Below are 20,521 nucleotides of genomic sequence, written 5' to 3'. Positions count from 1 at the left end.
CAGGTACCACTCTTTTTTTATTACAAATAATGCATTAATTTTGTATATTTTTTTAAGATGCAGGATGCGTAAATAGAGGTAAGGGAATAATAATTATCAAACATATCCCTATAAAATACATTTTTTTGCTAAATTTTTCTATTAACGTTCTAGATTTTTAGGTCATGCTACGAAAAAAGATAGAAATGCTGATGATACGGCTAATTTTTGAACCATATCGAATAGACGTTCGGAGTGACCAACACAAAACTTACACGTACCAAATGATGTAAGCATTTAGATATCTTTTTTGTATCCTATAAAAATATAATCGGAATTTTTTAAGAAGAGAGACTGTATTTTTACATATTTTTTCAACTTTTTGAAAACCACTGTTTTAAATGCGTAAAGACGCTGTCTGGTGCAGACGTAAGGCGTACAAATTCAAAAATAAAGAGAAAGGCGATGAGTGTGATCCATTTCATGGAGCGAGATATCATTTTACGTTTTGGTAGATAACAATCATTTCTTGAAGCATTTCTTTTTCTGATTCTGTAAGCTCTGTTATTTTCTCAATATTTTTCTTGCCATGCTTCCATCTGCACAAGCGTTCACCTTGCTGGTTATGCTTTAAAATATCCCTTGCTAAATTTGAGCTAATTGCCGTAGCATATTGCTTTTCTAAGTAAATTTGTATCCAACCAACACAAGCCGCACATCCATTTGTTAAATACCCACTTGATAAGATCAGCACACACATCAGAATTACTTTTCTTGTTAATCTCATTTTCCATCTCAAGTCTTGTTGCTGCTGCCTCTAAGGCTTTCTTTATTTGCTTCTGTTTTTCAACATATTTTCCAAAGTAAAAAGCTTTTGTTATAGTTATAAAAAAGTTGCCATAATGAACATGAAATCTGCTCCCATCCGCCACATCATAAACATTACTCACAAAAGCGTTTGACTACAAACATAACACCAATACAAGCTGCTACAATCATAATGGCTGCCAAAGCTCATTGAACTGAGCCAGTGCCCGCCAATAGGCCTCAAGGCCCAGAAAAAGAACTAATAATTGGTGCAAAAATTTCTGCTTTGAAAATACCTATTGGCTCTGTTATTTCTACCGCCTGATAATTTGAACAAACATGAGAGCCTCGTGCCCATAAGACTGCTTCTGCCGCACGACGATTAACAAGACCTTGGAAACATTGTCCTCCTGCTTTCGCCCATCTCTGTAATTCAAATGGTACTGCTTCATAATCCCCTTTATTCAGCTTTTTGAGCAATGTTGAATTGCTAAATGCTGTTGTTCCTACCTTATAGCAAAAGGAGATTAACGCCGCGGATTACTCATCCGTTAAAGGGATAATGACTGCTCGCTCAACTACCTTCTCAAATTGTTTTAAATTTTGGTCAAGAATAGTTTCTGCTTCTCTTTTAGTAATACTCACGCCTTTACGCGTCAAAAGCTCTTCAGCAGTGCTGGTATGACCATAACCAATTGTTCATATACCAATGGCATCTTGATAAAACTGTAATCGCAATTCTTCCCATTGCTTGATAAATATAAGCCCTTCTTACGATATTTTTCACATATTTTTCCTTCCATAAAAAACCTGCAAAACACGGAGCTGATTGACATTTAAAATTATAATTATCGCGTATATTAGAAACCACATTTCATGTAACCTTTGTTTAGTGTTATACGTTACATGAAACGTTATGGAAATTTTATTATGGGTACAGTGCACGTTAATGAACGGGTTCAAAAGCATCACAATACACAAAGAAAATCGGGATTACGCTTAACGAAAATTTTGATTCCAGATACACGCCAGCTAAATTTTGCAAAAGAATGTCGTCGTCAATTCCGCTTAGCAGCAAAAATAAATCAATCTTTAATAGATATTGACGGATGGACAGAATGATGCGTGATTCTCTAATACAACAATAGCGATATGAGGTAACTTTGGTGAACAAAAACCTGCATTGATTATTCAAGCTAATCAATTTAGTGGACGTATAAGCACAACAGTTTTATCAATTGCAAATACACTTGTTGATGCGCTATCATTCCGCATCACAATCCATCCAAACTTGCCTTTCTTAAACAACTAATCCCTAAATAATGTGCCATACACTCGGCAATCACACTCTGTTCAAACGGGCCATTCTCATAAAGCCCGTGCTCATCACACGCTTAATGCAAGAGTGAAACAGCTTTAAATCAATCTGCACAACAGGCTCACAACAGAAAAAACCAGCTGTTGAAAAAAATCAAGCTGTTGCTGATAAAATGTCTCATGTCTGTACCTCCGCCTGCTGCCTCTCAGGATAAGAACAAAATCGTGCCCGCGTTTATACATCCGCTCTCTGCCAAACAGCAAACAGCTGAGAAAAAATTCGTTCCTATTCATTGATTTGTGGCGGTATATTAATGTCATTGATCAAATCAAAAGCCCACCGTAAATCACCCTCAACCTGTTGTAAAGCAACTACCACTCTCCGCTGTGCAATCAGCTCCATCTTCGCCAACTTTAGTAATTGTGCTTGATTATCCGTCAATGCTGTGCCACGTAAAATCACCCACAACTCCAGCTGTAAATGCTGGGAAATTTTTGTTAAATAATGTACAGCACGTTTTGATAAACCAATGCGATCTGCAACATATTTGGCAAGGAAAAAAGTTAATCTCTTATCACTTTCTTTATCTGTATGAAAAATTGGAACAACTTGTCCCAATTGCTCTTCGTCATGAAATAGTGCAAACTTTGCACCATTTCTCGTTTCAGAAATATGATCAAGTTGATCCAATTTCTCATCAGCAAACCACAATGCAATGTTTACGCTTTGATTTGCATGTATTTCATTACCAATCAAAGGAGCAAGTTGTCCTTTTGATTTTTTATTCCCTTCGCACGCGATTTCATTGTGATCTGAAGAAACATCATCACTGATTTGAGAAATAAGTACAATTTGCACAAATTTCTCTAACTGCGTATCACCACCAATCAAAGAATAAACATAACCTTTTGTTTTTTATTTTCACCAATCTTAATTTCCCCATACTTCTTTTCCCATAATTCGTGGTAAGTCTGAACAAACAATGCATGATCTATCACCGATAACTCATTGCGAAAAAGATTTTCCGCAACCTCTAAAAATGCGGCATTGTCCTTATCAGCCTGCATCACAACGGCATCAATTTCGCTATAGCCAAAAAGCTCAGCAACACGTAAACGGTGTGCACCAGCAATGAGCGTATAATTGCCCTCTTTAACATTGGGGACGTGACACACCGTAATCGGATTTATCAACCCCTCTCGCACTATGGATTGTGCAAGCGCCTTGGCATGCTCATCATAAACAGGGTGAATACGATCAGGGACAGCAATCAAATCTAAAGTTAGAAAGAATATCCAGCAAAAACAAAATCAAAAATGACGGATAGTCCATTGGCACTTCCCTCTGAATTCATTTTTACTCAATTTTTTGTCTTCAAAAGCAAAAATATTACTAAACAAATTATGAGGCTTAAAAAAAACCAAATGGTCAATACCGGAGACTGCTCCGGATCACAAATTATAGCACTTGATGATGCGCTTGATGACCTTGAATCAAATCATTTTGTTTTAGGAGAGCATCATTTGTCACTAGTAGTTTTTGCTGATACCCCACAAGAGCTTACGGATAATCTTGCCAAAGCTCGTTCTCGTCTTAACATATGGCAGTGATATTATTGCACTGAGCTTGCAGCAGCTTGGTGGGCACAGCTTCCTGGAAATTATGCCTATCGCGCACGCTTTGGTGCAATTGCAAACCATAACTATGCAGCACTTTCCCCTTTTCATTCATTTCCAGTGGGGAAAATAAATGGTAACGAATGAGGCTCCGCAGTGGCTTTAATGAAAACACCTGCCAGCTCACCCTTCTATTTCAATTTTCATTTTGATGATTTAGGAAACACTTTTGTTTGCGATCCATCTGCTTCTGGAAAAACCGTTATTGTAAATTTTCTTCTAGCATAATTTTAAAAACGTAATCCCAATATGATTTTTTTGATAAAGACCGTAGAGCTAAACTCTTTATACGAATGGGCGTAGGCAAATATATGCCATTAAAAAATGGGAAACCAACAGGAATAGCACCACTTAAAGGCTTGGATTATAATAATCCAACAAATAAAAGATTTTTAAAGAAATTTGTTAAAAATGAGTCACCGTATGAGGGAAACGATACATAGATCCCCTTTAAATCCCGCAATTTGCAACAGTAACCTGCTTTGCTCATGCATTCATAAATTGATGCAAATTCACTCATGAAAGAGCTCATATTATCAGGAGAAGAATAAGCTGATTGCCAACTACATTTTGACAGTGACTCTCCCATCGTAACCAATCCGCTCCTAGCTTTTCCTATAATGCCAAATAATGCCAAAATCGATAGCAGAGGTTAGCTCATATATTCAGCCATATTCAACAAAGTTATGGCGCCAAATAATTTCAAGACTTCTTTAATTTTTTCTCTTCCAATAGATTTATTTGCGATAAAATAGATCATAACCTGTTGATACTCCATCTTCATGCCTAAGACAGCTGTAAACTGTCTTGATATAGTACACTGAAAAAACACATGCATGCAAAAGCACGCAAAATATGGGAGGGGTTATCACCAGCAAAAAACTATGGCTGGCATTCAGGTTGATCTTTATTCTCTTTACAATGAGGGCTATTCAAGCGCTTCTCGACACTTCGTGTGGGAATGTCGGCATCAGGTTGACAAATTGGGAGATTATCAGCTTTATACTTCTCACACCAATTCACCATTCCAAATTTATGATGAAAACCTGCTTGAACCAAGCATGCATCAATGGATGCATCCCCATTTATTTTTTCATTGACACTTATCTCTAAGTGGAGGCCATCAAGAGTCGGCATTCCACATTCTAACAGCGCTTTTTTTATCTCAAGTCGATCTGCACCTGGTTTTTCAAACATATCTACAGCCGTCAAAGGAGGCTGATCTGAGTAACATCCAGCCATAAAAAACAGGGTTATCCCGCTCAATAATTTTAATATTTTTATCATTTTTTCTCTGAACAAATTCCTATACGGAAAGACAATCCATACACTGTTTTGCATCCTAGCTTCTCACCTCTAAAACAACTATGAACATTACCGACGATTATCACCAAGCTAGCTACTTCCTCTTACTGACTAGTGGTCAACAAACACCCCTTTGCAGCGGGATTACCACCAGGCAATATTCCTGATAACAATGTCTTTTTTATGTTTTTTCAAGCCGACATAAATTTGCTTGCCATCATTCAATGTATCTAACATATTGACCATGTATTGAGCATTGAAGGCCGATCCGAAGAAATTGATCTCTGTCTTGCAAACTGTACCGTAGATGCCATACTTTTTTATATCACGAAATCCATTACCAGTGTTAGGATACCATGGCCATGCACATCAGTATGTAAACCGTTATTACTATAACGTTATACAAGAGCCTCTAACTTCTTTTATCGAATTACCAAATCCCCAAAAATTACCTTCAAAAAACTTCTGATACACTTTTATCCCTAACTCTACTAAATCTGTGTCATCTTTTGGACATGATACAAAATTAAAGTATCTACTTCTCGTTATCAGCAAACTGGACTGCATAACGCGTTACATCATTTAGTGCGTTTAAAATATCATTGAAGAACACATGAAATTTGCCATCAGAGCCTCGTTGTGAGTGTTCTTTTTCCTCAGCATTTTAATAATGATATTGAGGCATTCTCTTTCCATAAATGTCTTCTTTATCATTTCCATTTTTATCTTTTGAATAAATCACATTGCCATCTTTATCATACTTAAATGTACCAATATGATGCTCTACGCTGAAAGAAGTTTTATAAATTTCTTCGTAGTATTCAAAGCCTTCTTTCGGTGCTCCTCTTGGCTCACTAATGACTTTCATGGCTATATTTTCCAGCTTTTCTACATCTAGTGATGCTACGACTTGGTGGGCCAAAGCTGTGTTGCGATTTAAGGAGGCTATTAGTTTGTTCTGTCTCTTACCTCGTCGATGCCTTCTGCCCAGATTCATTTGTTAGGATGATAGTGCCATTACTGATGGCAGATTTTGGTTCTCCTTCCGCCGCATTCTTGGCTTTTCCATGATCCAAAGCATTATTAGCAAGTTTTTTATGATACCGTATTACCCTTGTTCCAATACACCACCAGCAAAAACACTGAAATTCCGGCTTCTGGACTAAACATTTGCACTGCTGCTAATGTCACTGGTGCTGATGCTTCCTATGATCAGATTGCTTTTTTGCCGGCGCTATGCTGGAAATGAGCCTCCAATCAGAGTGGTTTTGCCTGTAACAGCAATATTAAAACCGCTCTCACTGGCTGTGATGCCTGATTGTTCCACAACACTGTGATAATCGCTGGAGGATTGATCATTTTGTAAGGAGAGATCTGTTAATCCTGCATCAAAATTTTTGCTCCCACAAAATCCTGCAGAAACTGATTTCTGTTTACTGCAAATTTGACCGGTATCACTGCGACTAGTGATGGTAAAATCATCCCCCTACTTCTATTCTTACATAATCTGCAAAAGCCACAGCACCCGCCAGTATGGTAGTTTACCCTGCTGTTGATGAGAAAAGTGCCAATGCCAATTATGGCTGTTTTTCTGTTGAACCTCCTCACTGGATCCTTCCCCTTGACTAAAAAAGGTATTGTCGGTTTCCCCTGCACCACCAGTATCATAACTGGTACCAACATTCACTGAAGTACTTTGCGTACAATTTTGTGCACTTTCAAATGCAAGGTTCTATCCTACTCTGAGAGTGATATTCCCACTCTGTTCATCATTGTTTAGTGCATAAACTGAATTTCTGCCGGCAACAATATTAGCTCCAACACCATGGAAGTTGCCTTTGTCGGCTTGCATATTGATGGCGCGCCCGCCTTCTACTGTACCTGTTTCTGCAATTGAAGTACCAGAAGAGGCCTAAGCATTATCAAACTGAAAACCTACTGCCATACTGGTAGAAACATCAGCTACATTGAGAAGGGTATCTTTTATTAAAGTGCCACGATTTTTTGTTGTGTTTCAAATTTCTCCTGTATTGCCAGTTGCCCAATTAAAAAATTCTTTGCCCTTGCTGTAGATATTGTAGCCTTTCATACCGGCAACAAAGCCATTGTTGATTTTGTGTTTCTCATCCTTAGCATTAACCTGCTTTTCTGTATCATTTATGTCTTGAACTGTCGACATTGACAGAAGTTATCACATCTGCAAACAACTTTTCGTATATTTCTTTGTCATGAGATATATCATGGTTGGCTAAGAGCGTTACATTATTTCCGGCATGAATGTCTAACATCTCGCTGTGCTGAGACGGTAATTGCTTGCACCTTCACATCACGGTCGACATTGAGCTGTATATCTTTGCCTACTATGAACTATAGTTGAACAGAGGTATTTTCCCATTGATCGCCTGTGTCTTTCGCACTCGCAATTCCGACATCAACAAAAGCACCGCTTCGGTTCTTGGTCACTTGAAACCAAAGACTTGAATGTTCTTCTTGAGAGTTTGATTTATAGCTATTATGACCATCCTTAATATTAACATCACAGGTTGCGGTAAGATGAACATCTTCCTCTGAAAGGTTAGAGCCAACAATTGTCACATCTTTTTTCTTGGCAGTGTATTGACATTATCACATCCATTTAGAGAAGATCATTGATGTTCAAAACTCTCTTCATTTTGCATTTTTCCCTCACTCCCTTGTATCAACACAAAGCCATTACATGAATCAACACCAAAACCTGTTTCATGCTCCTCTGAATGATTGATATAGTGATTTGTCATACCATCAATCGTCATACTTTTTGTCGTCATAGTGATACCTTGATTTGACCCTAGATGAGAAGCAGAAACTTTGGCTTCTCTTTGTGCGTCTATGCCAATATTGCCTGTCGCATCCAAAAAAAAGGAAGCCATTGTGGTATGCGATTTAGATTTATTGGAAGGTTTCTCGTGCAAAAAGCTACTTGACGACAATTACTGTCGTTGATCAAACTGTTCTTGGATACATTTTATAACAATATTGCCACCATAATGAATAAAAATATCCTCTTTTCCTGGTCTACTGATATTTTTTTGCCAGAAAGAAGCATCAACCCAATGATTTTGGTACATCGCTAGATTCAATGGCTATTCCTTCTCTCTATGTTATGCTTGGCCATACATCTTGAACAGCATCAATATTGTTATGCACGGATTTGCTGTTGCTATTTGTGCTTAGCAGTATTTTCTAAACTAGATATTTTTTTGTCGGATCATCCTATAATGAAAAATATTACTCTTAGCAACTTACGAAATTAGGCTGGTATTGATATGCTAATATTATCTTTTGTCTGATATCATAATATTACAAAACAACTTTATAAAATAGGTAAATTTATAGCTAAAAAGAACTTATGTATGATAATAGCTTGTTTATTGATATAGTTGTACTATTAAATGATAAATATTTATACTTCAATCGAAAATAATCCATGACTTATTCTTATAAGTTACAAATTCATCAAGAAATTGAAAGAATATATTCTTATAATTAACGAGTACTTGTGCATTTCATTATTCAAAAGAAAATAACATGATCAATATTTACTTTAAAATCAATTCTACTCGTCATCAAGAATAAAAAAATTTAGCATTGCATTATATAAATGCTACATCATTAAAGCTAATGGTATTTTGGCTTCTGTATGAGGTTATTATGTCTGTTATGCCCTTAGCTACAGTATTTTATTTAAAACTAATTTTAGTGTTAGCATTTATTTTAAGATTTATTGGTGCGTTTGTGGATACTGGTTTACTCCTAGCTATTCAATTATACTTTCGTCGTGAAAATCTTGATAAGAGTTTTAGAACCTTTTCAACTTTAGCCAACTCTGCCGAAGTAGTGTTTAGCTTTATTGCTGAACTTTTACACTTATAGTATTAGTGAATCATTTTTTAGCTATATCTGCATTAATTATTTCCGCTGGAATTATTAGAATTATAAAAATTAAGGAAAGCAAAGATATAACACCCCTTAACACTACAGTAGATAACAATCATTGATATATCCACATACCGTTTATTTTTTCTAAAACAGTTGGTTAATTATATTTGAAACAAAATTATTTATATTCCCAGTGATTTTTTGATGATTTTACGTAGAGTGGTGTTAATTCACCAGATTTTACAACAATTGCTTTATCCTCAAAATTGACAAAGTAATAGGAACTTTTGTCTAAACAAGATAATTAATTGATTTATAAAGATAAATTTTTATTTTGTAACTTGAATGAGACTCCAAAATATCGTATAATTCTCTTATTTCAAACCTGCTTATGACGAATCAATTAAAATCCCCCCTCTGCACATCACAATCGGAACTAACGTGTGAGTAAAAAACTATAAAAAGGAAGCGGAAATATCCCTTATGAAACGTCTTAATGCAAGAGCTGTCATAACACTAAGAAGCGGGACTTGGGTAGCGTGATAATAATTTTAAGGCATTTATAGCTTTAAGTAACAAGAAAAATCATGATGAAAATCTTTGATAATTATTCTTGCAGTGCTTCAACAAATCGTGTCGCACGGATATGCAATTCCATTTTAAAAAATTTTTTGAGCTGTACAGAGAAAACAGTATGTCTTCCCTTTATACAAAAAAAGCTGATAAAAAATGATTGGCAATAAAACTGAGAAAAAAGCCTTGGAGAAACTCAGAATAAACAGAAAAACAAGCCAAAATAAATAAAGGAAGTCAAACTCTCAAACTTTTATACAATTTATCGATTTTATTCGAAGTTGGTGAGCGCGCAGGGATTCGAACCCTGGACCTACTGATTAAAAGTCAGTTGCTCTACCAGCTGAGCTACGCGCTCCCACACAAGCCATCTTGCTCGCAGAAAGTGATTGGAACATACGGTCGACTTTTCATTTGGTCAACACCTTTCGAAAAAAATATTATTATTCGGTTTAGTTATCAATAATTTTTTGTCTTTTCTCACCACTATGTATACATTTTTCCATTTTGAGTTTGAATAAAAGGAATAATTTCAACATAAAAATGCATTACAAATTCTGTAGAATGGAAGAGTGCATATTTCAAAATTATGGTAAAAAACAGATAATCTGTACAAATGGTAAAGTGTATTTATAAATAAAATAATAAATAAAGTAAATGTATGCTTTGTTGTTAAGTTTAATAATTATAATAATAAATATAATTATTAATAATTATAGGTATTATACTATTTTGTTAACGATATAATTATATATTTTGTTTATATTTTTTAAATATTTGATCGATTTTAGGAATGCACAATAAAAATATAAATCAAAATCTTAGATAAATTAAACCAATATTGAAAAATATTGCTTATAATGATAAAAGGCTTTTCTCAATAATTTAGATATAAACAATTTATTGAAGATAAAAAGCAGAAACAGTACGGGAAATGATCTAAATGCGTAATTAAGCTGCCATCTCTGCTAGATGAGTGGAGTACTTTTTGATCGGATTCTTGATGACAAAAAGTGAAGATATACAGATCTATCCCTGGAAGAGGTAGATAACTGTTTCTCAAACTGAGTCACAAAATTTAGTTTAAGATAAGTTGTATTATCTAATTTTAGTGAAGTACTATTTCATATATACTTTAAATAATTATTAACGTAATATAATAAATACATTTCACTGTAGCAAATAAAAATAAGTAATATTTATAAATATAAGTAAACAAATATTTTTTAACTTATATCAATAAATATAATATTTATAAATACATATATTTTATTTTCTTTTACCTATTTTTTGATTCTTTTGATTGGAATATTGAATGCTGACATGTAAACAATATGAGCTACTCTTATTTATTCATAATCATATGAAAAAAATAGGAATTCCTCCATCTTTTGATGAAATGAAAATTGCATTAGAGCTTTCTTCAAAGTCTAGTATTCATAAGCTTATGGTGGCTTTAGAGCAACGAGGTTTTATACGTCGTTTGCCAAATCGTGCCCGCGCAATAGAGGTAATTAGACTTCCCGAGAAAATAACATTTAATCTTTCTCTAGCACGTAAAATTTCTCCTACTGTGATAGAGAAAAATAAAAGAAAAATATTAAAAAACTTTGGTGATCTTGATAATTTTGAAGTAGAAGAAAAAAAGAGTATTATGATTCCTATTATGGGTCGTATTGCTGCAAGTGTGCCGATCTCTGCTATATTACAACAAACAAACACGCTTTCTTTACCACAAGATATGATTAATTCAGGTGAACACTATGCTTTAGAAGTCAAGGATGATTCTATGATTGAAGCCGGTATTCTTGACAAAGATACCATAATTGTTAGACGCCAAAATACAGCAACATCAGGTGAAATTATTGTAGCATTCATTGATAAAAAAGAAGCAACTTTAAAACGTTATCGACGTAAAGGAACCTCTATTATACTAGAAGCTGCAAATTCTCACTACGAAACATACATATACGGGTCTGAGCGTGTACAGATACAAGGTAAGCTCATAGGGCTTATTCGCAAATATTAAAAAATAAAAACATTTACCTAAACACACTGCATAAATTCAATAAAAAATATTTGGTGTTTTTTGTATTCTGCTGTATCTACAAATGAAATAGTCGCACTCACAAAATATCATAGAAAAAAGCAAATGACTTTGTAATGAATTGTATTGCACACCTATCAAGGATAAAGCACATTCTTTATTCTTCATGAAGTAAAAATAATAAATAAAATTTAATCATTATAAAGTTGCAGAATTTATCATAACAGCACATCGTGTTAGCTTCATCTCCCCTGGATATCCAAAAGCGTTGATAGATTTTAAGCGAATTATTACAAAACTCCGATCTAAAAGTTATGAAACCTCACGTAAGTAGCAAGGCGATGATCTCATTACTGTGAATGTTTGTGGTTTTCTTAATTCTTCCTGAAACAAACCACTCATCAATATTGATGAAATTATCAAAGAAAATAAAAAGTTATTGTAACGAGCTGTCTTGGTGCTGATCCTGACGTTATTCGCCAAGCACACCGATGTGTTGACTATTACAGAGCTCTACAAGCCTATGAAAGCGTTATACAAACTGTTCATTCAGCAACTCCTCCAATTCATAATCATTTTATTGATTTAGTTTCCCCTCAAGGTATTCGTTTAACACCTTGCCATTATACTTATTTTAAAATTTCTAAAAGATTCTTTAATCGGTGCAGCTCTTGCATCGTCCCTATCCTGCGCGGTAATCCGACCTCACGTTCCATCGATGATGTTCTTAGCGAAAATGAAAACTGGTAAAAACAGGCGTAAAAGAACTTTTAGTTATTTCACAAGATATCAGTACTTACGGCATTGATATTAAATATTTGAAAATTTCTTGAAAAGATCGCACAGTAAAAACAAATTTTCTTGATCTTTGTCGCGGATTAGGCAACATAGATATTTTGATATGCATGCATTATGTTTATCCTCATCCGCATGTTGATAAAGTTATTGAATTGCTGGACGAAAAAATTATGCCTTACCTGGATATCCCTCCTTTTCAGCATGCCCACCAAATTTTTTGCGCAATATGAAACATCCTGCTTTTATGAAAAAAACAAATCGTAGAATTGAAAAGTAGCAAACAGTTTGCTCAGATCTTACTTTGCAGTCAACATTTATTATCGGTTTTCCAGGTGAAAAAATGAAGAATTTAATATACTCCTTGAATAGTGATAGGAAGTAAAATTTAATATGCTGGCTGTTTTAAATACAAAGAAGCAAGTGATTTTAGATTAGAAAACATTTCTGAAGAAGTAAAAGAAAAACGCTGCTATCATTTTACGGCAAAACAACAAAAAATTTCCAATCATCTTTTAAAGAAAAAAATCGAAAAAAGACTTCAAATTCTTATTGATGAAAATAAAGGCAAAGCAGGAAAAGGTCATAGTCAATATGATGCCCCAGAAATAGATGGCGTTGCGCATATATCATCACGGCAACCATTAGGTATCTGCGAATTTATCATCACAAAAACCAAATAATCAAATGTTTATGATATTTATGGTGTCACGATTTGAAGTTATAAAAAAATTTCAACATTTAATATTTATATTAAGTCTTTAAAATTAAAATTTTTTTTATCAAGTAAATGCCTTGGACGCACATTACTCAAGGCACGAATCATAGTGTCTTTACGTCCAGGCATTCTTTTTTCTATATCACTTAACATTTCTTTCATTGCGTTGCGTTGCAAACCATTCTGACTGCCGCAAAGATTGCAAGAAATAATAGGAAATTGCATTGCCTGAGAAAATTTTTCCATATCTTCCTCTGCAACATAAACAAGAGGGCGCAAAACAAAAAGATCTCCTTCATCATTGATAAGCTTTCCAGGCATAGCTGCTAATCGCCCACCATGAAATAAATTCATAAAAAATGTTTCAAGAACATCATCACGGTGATGCCCAAGAACTATTGCAGAACATCCCTCTTCACGTGCAATACGGTATAAATTGCCACGTCGTAACCTAGAACAAAGAGAACAATATGTTTGCGTATGTGACAATTTGTCCGTTACAATGGAATAAGTGTCCTGATATTCAATGCGATATGGAATTTGATAAGAATTTAAAAAATCTGGAAGAACGTTCTTTGGAAAACCTGGTTGTCCTTGATCAAGATTACAAGCCAAAATTTCAACAGATAAAAGACCACGCCATTTTAAATCCAGAAGAAGCGCTAATAAACCGTAAGAATCCTTTCCACCTGATAAAGCAACAAGCCATTTTTTTCCTGAAGAAAGCATAAAAAAATCATCAAACGCCTGCCGAATATGACGTAAAAGCCGTTTACGTAATTTATTAAACTCTACGGTTGAAGGAGAAGTCCGAAATATTGGATGACAGTCATCAACTTTTCCCATTAAAAGATCATCTTCTTCTACATTCTCTTTCATTTCCTGATACTCGACTGAAACACTAACCATGATATCACAATCATGCACAAGAAATACCTTATTCCGAAAGTATGATCAAGATAACAACAGATGGAACGCAGCTCAAACTCACACTCACCTTCCGTATAAGATGAGGTATGTAATAAAAAGAAACGGTGCTATACAAGTTAGAATGCTATAAAACACAACGACAAACTTGATACAGCACTATCTATAAAAACCGCTTGTTATCTCCAAGCACTTTAAATAAACATAACGTCTCCGAGCATATCATAAAATCAAGAGAGCAATCTTTCCCAGAGAACTTATCGAGAATAAAACTCAACAACCAAATTGGGCTCCATCTGCACAGCATAAGGAACATCCGCAAAAGCAGGAACACGCGCAAATGTTGCCTTCATTTGATTATGATCCGCTTCAATGTATTCAGGCACATCACGTTCAGCTAATTGCACAGATTCTAAAACCAAAACAAGCTGCTTTGATTTTTCACGAACTTCAATAACGTCACCTGGTTTACAACGATATGACTGAATATTCGTGCGCCGACCATTTACATTAACATGACCATGATTGATAAATTGGCGAGAAGCAAAAATTGTAGGTACAAATTTTGCACGATAAACAACAGCATCCAAACGTGATTCCAAAAGACCGATAAGATTCTCACCCGTATCGCCACGCCGCCGAGCAGCTTCTGCATAAGTTTTACGGAATTGTTTTTCTGAAATATCACCATAAAAACCTTTTAGTTTTTGCTTAGCACGTAATTGCACACCATAGTCAGAAAGTTTTCCTTTACGGCGTTGTCCATGCTGACCTGGACCATAATCACGGCGATTAACAGGGGATTTAGGGCGACCCCAAATATTTTCTCCCATCCGGCGGTCAATTTTATACTTTGTTGTTTCGCGTTTACTCATCGCATTTCCCTAAAAATAAAATACAAGGCCCCACAGCAAGACCTCAAGGAAACGCGCCCTCCTCTGCCTTTAAATACAAAGACTGACAGGATACTTTAAGACATAATACACAAAGTCATCCACGGGACACGTCAATTAACACCACTTTCTCGAAAGAAAGAGCTAGGGTGATTTTATTAATCTCATACCAAAAAGTCAACTCCTTTCACAATATTTAAGCCAAATCCTCTTAACAAACGCTTCGTTGAAGAAGTTATATTTTGCGATGTAAATAACGCAAAATCTTTATTATGCGTCTTTCTGTTTTGGTGATGCATTCTTTCCGGTAATAACGATCTTGTCTGTTTCGCCACAGCTTTTGCCGGATCAATCCACTCAACAGGCCATAAAGCTTGTTCACGAAATAAGTGGATCAAAAAAGGATAATGTGTACAAGCTAACACAATAGTATCAGTATATTTTTCATTTTTTTTAACAAAGCATGGAAGGATTTCATTCCGTAATTCTCTCAAATCAACAGATTTTCCACGTAAATAATCTTCAGCAAAACCAGCAAGCTTTTCGCTTCCAACAAGCTGAACGTGACATTGATCTGCAAAAGTGTTGACCAACTCATGTGTATATGCACGTTTCACTGTTCCAGGAGTAGCTAACACTGAAATAAAACCAGATTTTGTTTGTTCAGCTGCTAACTTAATTGCAGGAACTGTTCCGACGAAAAGAATGTGGGGAAAATTTTTTCGTAAATCTGCCATCATTAAGGTAGAAACAGTGTTGCAAGCGATCACACATAGGACGGGATTATAAAGTGTTACAAGATTTGTAAACAACTTTAGAATGTGATTCTTTAAGACCTTTTCTTCCCAATTTCCATAAGGGAATCCTGCATCGTCAGCAGCATAAATAAATTGCGTTTCAGAAATAAGAAAGCGTACTTCCCTCAACACTGTTAAGCCACCAATACCACTATCAAAAAAAAGAATAGGACGCTCATCCATCAGTTTTTACACTTGTTTTTAATTCTTTACGATCACGCTCTGCAGGTGCACCACTTCCTCGTGGAAATTTAGGTGAAAAATGCTCTAGTGAAGATATAATCCCCCGAAGTAAATGAACCTCAGATTCGCTAAAATGAGCACGCGTAAAAACAGAACGTAGATTTGTAAGCATAACCTCTTTGCGTTCTCGGGGTCTAAAATATCCACGAATATCCAAAGCATTTTCTAATTGAGCTAAAAAACCATGAAATGTTGCTTTATCAGCTGGCTCCAGTTCTGTTTCACGAAAAGCAGTATCGCTCGCATCTTCCAAACCTGACTTCATCCATTCATAAGACATAAGCAAAACTGCTTGCGCAATATTAAGCGAAGAAAAAGCGGGATTAACTGGAAAAGTAACAATTTCATCAACAAGACTTATTTCATCATTTTTTAGTCCCCACCTTTCTCTTCCAAATAAAATACCTGTTCTATGCCCAATATTTTCACGTTGACGTAAGATACTCGCCGCTTCAACAGCACTTTTTACAGTTTTAAAACCACATCTTTCACGTGCTGTTGTAGCAAAAACATAATGCAAATCTGTAATTGCGTCACGCAACGTATCAAAAATCACTGCGTCATTAATAACATGATCTGCTTTACTGGCAACAGCTATGGCTTTTTCATTTGGAAATGCTTCTCGAGGTTTGACCAACCGAAGCTTAGAGAGCCCAAAATTTGCCATCGCCCTTGCTACCATACCAATATTTTCGGGCAACTGTGGCTCAACTAAAATAATAATTGGACCATTTTTTAAATTTTTACGATTCTTATTAGTTCCAGCCATCAATTCTCCCTAATTTCATACATGATGTTCTCATTGCTGTTTTTTTGAACACAACCTTCTTTAAAAAAATATTCTCCAAAATAACCTCTTTAATGACACGTTAAGGTCAATATTATCTTTTTACACAGGGTTTACCGCGAAGTAACAACTTTAAAATTAGTAATGAACGATAAAAACAAAATAAACTTTGATCTTAGGTTCTTAGAGTGTTTGTGTGAATTGTCTCGACATTTTTTTGTATCAAGAATGCCTCATTAAAATATGCCACACAACCTAATAGATAACAATTTGAGTTGAATTATGAAATCATAAATTCTAGGATAAGGAGTATGCTCTTTGTTTCTGAACTTTTTCCTGCAAAATTTATTCGTCGTTATAAACGTTTTCTTGCTGATGTTACGCGAGAAGATCAGCATACCTTCACCGTGACGGTTCCTAATACAGGATCGATGCTTGGTTTGGCAACTCCTAACTCCAACATTTGGCTTTCATATCACAACAATTCCAAACGAAAATATGCATATCAATTAGAAATTATTGAAGCAAATAATACTTTAGTTGGCATCAACACGATTTTGCCCAATAAACTTGCATTAGAAGCAGTTCAAAATGGTTTGTTACCGGAATTAAACGGATACAAAACAATTTTGAAGGAACAACGCTATGGTACGCAATCACGAATTGACTTTCTTCTGCGGGATGACGTTCTTCCTGACTGTTATCTGGAAGTTAAAAATGTCCATTTTATCCGCCAAAAAGGACTAGCAGAATTTCCTGATACCGTAACAAAACGTGGTACACGTCATCTTGATGAACTTATAAAAATTGTACAACAAGGAAAACGAGCCGCTATGCTTTATGTAATTCAACGGGAAGATTGTTCAGCTTTTACAATTTGCCATGACCTTGACCCAGCCTATGGACGTAAATTTGATTTAGCGTTAGAATCAGGGGTAGAATTTTATGCTGTAAAATGCCACGTAAGTATAAAAGGTATTTTTCCGATTCATCGAGTGGAAATAGAAAACAGAAAAAGTAATGACTGATTATATTGAGTATAATAAAACCCCCTTAAAATTTAACGGGCAAATTCGCATTTTTGATGAGCACGCTTTTGCTAAAATGCGTGAAGTTGGTCGTGTTGCGGCGGAATGCCTTGATGCACTCATGAATTTTATTAAGCCTGGCATCACTACACAAGAAATTGATGACTTTGTGTTTGTTTTTGGAGCCGAAAGAGGAGCTCTTCCTGCTGATCTGAATTATCACGGATACAGACATTCATGTTGCACATCAATCAATCACGTTGTTTGTCATGGCATCCCTAATAAAAGACCTTTGCAAGAAGGCGACATTGTAAATGTTGACGTGACCTTTATTCTCGATGGCTGGCATGGAGATTCAAGCCGCATGTATCCTGTTGGAAAAATCAGACGTGCTGCAGAACGTCTACTAAAAATAACGCATGAAAGTCTAATGAGAGGGATAGCCGTAGTCAAACCCGGAGCAACTACAGGCGATATTGGTGCCGCCATTCAACACTACGCAGAATCTGAACGTTGCTCAATTGTAAGGGACTTTTGTGGACATGGAATCGGTCAGCTTTTTCATGATGCGCCTAATATTCTACATTATGGAAATCCTAAAAAAGGAATAGAACTAAAACAGGGTATGATGTTTACAATCGAGCCAATGATCAACCTCGGTAAACCACAAGTAAAAATTTTATCTGATGGCTGGACAGCCGTTACACGTGATCGATCTCTTAGTGCACAATATGAACATACGATTGGTGTAACAAATGAAGGATGTGAAATTTTTACGCAATCTCCTAAGAATATTTTTTATATTCCCAGTTCATATACCTAAATAAATGTAGAAATGCCATGGCTAAAAAAATAAATAAAAATGAAGGCATACAGGACAATCGTTTTGCATTAACATCAAGTGCTCCACTTAACCCAATAGCAGAAGCAAAAAGTGAAAAAATTCAGAAAAATTTACACACACATAAACATTACCAAGGACATCGTGAACGTCTCCGTAAACGATATTTAAAGTCAAAAGGAAAGGCAATTGAAGATTATGAATACCTTGAATTATTGCTCTTTCGCACGATTCCTCGGGCAAATACAAAACCTATAGCTAAGAGCTTGATAGCGCGTTTTGGCTCATTAGCTGATGTATTGGGTGCTGATATTTATCGACTTCAAGAGGTCCAAGGATGCGGACCGGCTACTGCGGTCGACTTAAAAATTATTTCAGATATTGCTGGGCGTCTTGCTCGTGCAGAATTGTTTAAACGTGATATTTTTTCATCTTGGGATAAAGTATTAGCTTACTGTAAAGCTGTCATGGCTCACGAAACACGCGAACAGTTTCGTGTTTTATTTCTTGATAAGAAAAATGGTTTACTCGCTGATGAAGTGCAACAAACTGGAACCATTGATCATACCCCTGTTTATCCGCGTGAAGTAATCTCTCGAGCTTTAGAATTATCCGCATCAGGACTTATCTTAGTGCACAACCACCCATCTGGTGATGCTAGACCTTCTCAAGCAGATATCACCATGACTTATAGATTAAAAGACGCAGCAAACGCATTAAGCATCACTGTTCACGATCACCTAATTATCGCGCGGAACGAACATACGAGTTTTAAAGCATTAAAGCTCATATAAGATTTATTAAGTGGAGAAAAATTTCATTTAGCTATTCGTAACAAATCAATATCCAATATAGCCATCGAGAAATTGTATGACAGCTCATCCTCATCTTCATCTCGATAGATAATGCCCAAAAATTCATCGCCAATATAAACTTCACAAGAATCATCCTTTTTAGGACGCGATTTCACTTGTAATGCTGAATTTTGGAATACGTTTTTAAAATAACTATCAAGTTTTTTTATTTCATCAGCATTCACCATGCTCTCCTGTCTTTTGAGAATTTCACATTTTAATCTTGGATAGCAAACAAGGCACTCCTAAGATTCTGTAAAGATAATAAAAGTTTTATTTTCAATCTTTTATAACACCTATATTTGAAATATGACTATCTTAACACATTCACTGAAGACCTCTATCAAATGAACCATCGTCAAAATACAATCGTAAAGTAAAAAAACAGTTAGAGAACCACAAATTTTTAATAATCTTTATTTTATCCTCAATTTCAACACCTACGTTTATAAGCGCGCTCTGCTGAAACATTGATCGATGAGCTTATATATTTTTTTCTTACAGTCTATCATCAAGTTTTGCATAATTTGACAATAGGTTTTGTACCAATTTTTTTACAAAATTTAAAAGGGGTTCTCAAAGAATTTTTACTGCAGCCGTGCAATTTCTGCTAACCGGGCTTCATCATCTTGCAATAATAACAAACCATCTTCACTCACAATCTCATCCCACAGCCAAAACACTCCCGTAGCGCGAATAAAAGCCTTAAAGCTTGGTAAAGAAATATCCACCTGCTTACTTTCAACAACATAAGCATCCAAACTTGCCTTTCTTAAACAACTAATCCCTAAATAATGTGCCATACACTCGGCAATCACACTCTGTTCAAACGGGCCATTCTCATAAAGCCCGTGCTCATCACACGCTTAATGCAAGAGTGAAACAGCTTTAAATCAATCTGCACAACAGGCTCACAACAGAAAAAACCAGCTGTTGAAAAAAATCAAGCTGTTGCTGATAAAATGTCTCATGTCTGTACCTCCGCCTGCTGCCTCTCAGGATAAGAACAAAATCG

General features: G+C 35.5%; 16 protein-coding genes, 1 tRNA gene and 7 pseudogenes. 8 read left to right on the top strand and 16 right to left on the bottom strand.

All coding sequences use genetic code 11. The features are described from left to right. Positions 1-475: 475 nt before the first annotated feature. Positions 476-766, bottom strand: a complete 291-nt coding sequence (locus V4B17_RS02535; protein WP_455479924.1) for a hypothetical protein — start codon at positions 764-766, stop codon at positions 476-478. A 155-nt stretch (positions 767-921) separates the two neighbouring features. After that, positions 922-1,482 (bottom strand): annotated as a pseudogene (locus V4B17_RS02530) (lysozyme). A 234-nt stretch (positions 1,483-1,716) separates the two neighbouring features. Here V4B17_RS02530 and V4B17_RS02525 point away from each other — a divergent pair. Beyond that, positions 1,717-1,908, top strand: coding sequence for an antitoxin MazE-like protein (locus V4B17_RS02525; protein WP_455479923.1), 192 nt, complete (start codon positions 1,717-1,719; stop codon positions 1,906-1,908). A 430-nt stretch (positions 1,909-2,338) separates the two neighbouring features. Here V4B17_RS02525 and V4B17_RS02520 read toward each other — a convergent pair. After that, positions 2,339-3,399: pseudogene (locus V4B17_RS02520) on the bottom strand (ParB/RepB/Spo0J family partition protein). Here V4B17_RS02520 and V4B17_RS02515 point away from each other — a divergent pair. Next, positions 3,391-4,211: pseudogene (locus tag V4B17_RS02515) on the top strand (VirB4 family type IV secretion/conjugal transfer ATPase); the annotation flags it as partial. The pseudogenes V4B17_RS02520 and V4B17_RS02515 overlap by 9 nt on opposite strands. A gap of 451 nt (positions 4,212-4,662) precedes the next feature. Here the strand turns inward: V4B17_RS02515 and V4B17_RS02510 are convergent. The 6 genes and pseudogenes from V4B17_RS02510 to V4B17_RS02485 form a co-directional block, all read right to left on the bottom strand. Continuing rightward, the gene (locus V4B17_RS02510; RefSeq protein WP_455479922.1) at positions 4,663-5,067 is read right to left on the bottom strand and encodes a hypothetical protein; all 405 of its coding nucleotides are present in this window, start codon (positions 5,065-5,067) and stop codon (positions 4,663-4,665) included. Positions 5,068-5,749: 682 nt separating this feature from the next. After that, positions 5,750-6,007: a hypothetical protein gene (locus V4B17_RS02505; protein WP_455479921.1), complete on the bottom strand. Its 258-nt coding sequence runs from the start codon at positions 6,005-6,007 to the stop codon at positions 5,750-5,752. A gap of 1,092 nt (positions 6,008-7,099) precedes the next feature. Next, the gene (locus V4B17_RS02500) at positions 7,100-7,264 is read right to left on the bottom strand and encodes a hypothetical protein (RefSeq protein WP_455479920.1); all 165 of its coding nucleotides are present in this window, start codon (positions 7,262-7,264) and stop codon (positions 7,100-7,102) included. Between the two features lie 188 nt (positions 7,265-7,452). Further along, positions 7,453-7,686, bottom strand: a pseudogene (locus V4B17_RS02495) (hemagglutinin repeat-containing protein); the annotation flags it as partial. Positions 7,687-7,730: 44 nt separating this feature from the next. After that, positions 7,731-7,994: a hypothetical protein gene (locus V4B17_RS02490; protein WP_455479919.1), complete on the bottom strand. Its 264-nt coding sequence runs from the start codon at positions 7,992-7,994 to the stop codon at positions 7,731-7,733. 60 nt (positions 7,995-8,054) lie between these two features. Next, a complete protein-coding gene (locus tag V4B17_RS02485) occupies positions 8,055-8,204 on the bottom strand; it encodes a hypothetical protein (RefSeq protein WP_455479918.1) in 150 nt (49 codons plus the stop codon). 517 nt (positions 8,205-8,721) lie between these two features. On the opposite strand from V4B17_RS02485, the pseudogene V4B17_RS02480 reads away from it, so the two are divergent. Then, positions 8,722-9,122 (top strand): annotated as a pseudogene (locus tag V4B17_RS02480) (MFS transporter); the annotation flags it as partial. A 736-nt stretch (positions 9,123-9,858) separates the two neighbouring features. On the opposite strand, the gene V4B17_RS02475 reads toward V4B17_RS02480, so the two are convergent. Beyond that, a tRNA-Lys gene (locus V4B17_RS02475) sits at positions 9,859-9,934 on the bottom strand. A gap of 957 nt (positions 9,935-10,891) precedes the next feature. Here V4B17_RS02475 and lexA point away from each other — a divergent pair. Both lexA and V4B17_RS02465 read left to right on the top strand, forming a co-directional pair. Next, positions 10,892-11,605, top strand: coding sequence for a transcriptional repressor LexA (gene lexA, locus V4B17_RS02470; RefSeq protein ID WP_455479917.1), 714 nt, complete (start codon positions 10,892-10,894; stop codon positions 11,603-11,605). A gap of 238 nt (positions 11,606-11,843) precedes the next feature. Then, positions 11,844-13,101: pseudogene (locus tag V4B17_RS02465) on the top strand (30S ribosomal protein S12 methylthiotransferase RimO). Positions 13,102-13,166: 65 nt separating this feature from the next. On the opposite strand, the gene ttcA reads toward V4B17_RS02465, so the two are convergent. From ttcA to V4B17_RS02445, 4 genes are all read right to left on the bottom strand, one after another. After that, positions 13,167-14,045 carry a tRNA 2-thiocytidine(32) synthetase TtcA gene (ttcA, locus tag V4B17_RS02460; protein ID WP_455480165.1) on the bottom strand — a complete coding sequence of 293 codons (879 nt, stop codon included), beginning with the start codon at positions 14,043-14,045 and terminating at the stop codon, positions 13,167-13,169. A gap of 275 nt (positions 14,046-14,320) precedes the next feature. Then, the gene (gene rpsD, locus V4B17_RS02455) at positions 14,321-14,938 is read right to left on the bottom strand and encodes a 30S ribosomal protein S4 (protein WP_455479916.1); all 618 of its coding nucleotides are present in this window, start codon (positions 14,936-14,938) and stop codon (positions 14,321-14,323) included. Between the two features lie 182 nt (positions 14,939-15,120). Then, positions 15,121-15,936: a glutamate racemase gene (murI, locus tag V4B17_RS02450; protein ID WP_455479915.1), complete on the bottom strand. Its 816-nt coding sequence runs from the start codon at positions 15,934-15,936 to the stop codon at positions 15,121-15,123. After that, positions 15,929-16,765 carry an RNA methyltransferase gene (locus tag V4B17_RS02445; protein WP_455479914.1) on the bottom strand — a complete coding sequence of 279 codons (837 nt, stop codon included), beginning with the start codon at positions 16,763-16,765 and terminating at the stop codon, positions 15,929-15,931. Before V4B17_RS02445 ends, murI begins: the two co-directional genes overlap by 8 nt. A 329-nt stretch (positions 16,766-17,094) precedes the next feature. Between V4B17_RS02445 and sfsA the strand changes: the two genes are divergently transcribed. The 3 genes from sfsA to radC are packed head-to-tail and all read left to right on the top strand — an operon-like array spanning position 17,095 to position 19,446. Further along, on the top strand, positions 17,095-17,811 hold the full coding sequence (sfsA, locus tag V4B17_RS02440; RefSeq protein ID WP_455479913.1) for a DNA/RNA nuclease SfsA: 717 nt from the start codon (positions 17,095-17,097) through the stop codon (positions 17,809-17,811). Beyond that, complete coding sequence (gene map / locus V4B17_RS02435) at positions 17,804-18,634, top strand: type I methionyl aminopeptidase (RefSeq protein WP_455479912.1); 831 nt, start codon at positions 17,804-17,806, stop codon at positions 18,632-18,634. The genes sfsA and map overlap by 8 nt, the downstream gene beginning before the upstream one ends. Before the next feature lie 17 nt (positions 18,635-18,651). Further along, positions 18,652-19,446, top strand: coding sequence for a RadC family protein (gene radC / locus V4B17_RS02430; RefSeq protein WP_455479911.1), 795 nt, complete (start codon positions 18,652-18,654; stop codon positions 19,444-19,446). 23 nt (positions 19,447-19,469) lie between these two features. Here radC and V4B17_RS02425 read toward each other — a convergent pair whose 3' ends face one another. After that, positions 19,470-19,691, bottom strand: a complete 222-nt coding sequence (locus V4B17_RS02425) for a DUF3126 family protein (RefSeq protein WP_455480164.1) — start codon at positions 19,689-19,691, stop codon at positions 19,470-19,472. 405 nt (positions 19,692-20,096) lie between these two features. Then, a pseudogene (locus V4B17_RS02420) lies at positions 20,097-20,505 on the bottom strand (hypothetical protein); the annotation flags it as partial. Between the last annotated feature and the right edge of the window lie 16 nt (positions 20,506-20,521).

This window comes from Bartonella sp. B23 (genome assembly GCF_053793815.1).
Note: the sequence above shows the minus strand (reverse complement) of the source record. Positions and strands in the feature narration are given on the sequence as shown.

What these genes read in the sequence shown, in the direction of transcription:
- ttcA (WP_455480165.1), bottom strand. Translation starts at nt 14,045, where the DNA reads ATGGTTAGTGTTTCAGTCGAGTATCAGGAAATGAAAGAGAATGTAGAA.
- V4B17_RS02500 (WP_455479920.1), bottom strand. Translation starts at nt 7,264, where the DNA reads ATGTCGACAGTTCAAGACATAAATGATACAGAAAAGCAGGTTAATGCT.
- lexA (WP_455479917.1), top strand. Translation starts at nt 10,892, where the DNA reads ATGCTGACATGTAAACAATATGAGCTACTCTTATTTATTCATAATCAT.
- V4B17_RS02510 (WP_455479922.1), bottom strand. Translation starts at nt 5,067, where the DNA reads ATGATAAAAATATTAAAATTATTGAGCGGGATAACCCTGTTTTTTATG.
- sfsA (WP_455479913.1), top strand. Translation starts at nt 17,095, where the DNA reads ATGCTCTTTGTTTCTGAACTTTTTCCTGCAAAATTTATTCGTCGTTAT.
- rpsD (WP_455479916.1), bottom strand. Translation starts at nt 14,938, where the DNA reads ATGAGTAAACGCGAAACAACAAAGTATAAAATTGACCGCCGGATGGGA.
- V4B17_RS02445 (WP_455479914.1), bottom strand. Translation starts at nt 16,765, where the DNA reads ATGGCTGGAACTAATAAGAATCGTAAAAATTTAAAAAATGGTCCAATT.
- V4B17_RS02535 (WP_455479924.1), bottom strand. Translation starts at nt 766, where the DNA reads ATGAGATTAACAAGAAAAGTAATTCTGATGTGTGTGCTGATCTTATCA.
- radC (WP_455479911.1), top strand. Translation starts at nt 18,652, where the DNA reads ATGGCTAAAAAAATAAATAAAAATGAAGGCATACAGGACAATCGTTTT.
- map (WP_455479912.1), top strand. Translation starts at nt 17,804, where the DNA reads ATGACTGATTATATTGAGTATAATAAAACCCCCTTAAAATTTAACGGG.
- murI (WP_455479915.1), bottom strand. Translation starts at nt 15,936, where the DNA reads ATGGATGAGCGTCCTATTCTTTTTTTTGATAGTGGTATTGGTGGCTTA.
- V4B17_RS02525 (WP_455479923.1), top strand. Translation starts at nt 1,717, where the DNA reads ATGGGTACAGTGCACGTTAATGAACGGGTTCAAAAGCATCACAATACA.
- V4B17_RS02490 (WP_455479919.1), bottom strand. Translation starts at nt 7,994, where the DNA reads ATGGCTTCCTTTTTTTTGGATGCGACAGGCAATATTGGCATAGACGCA.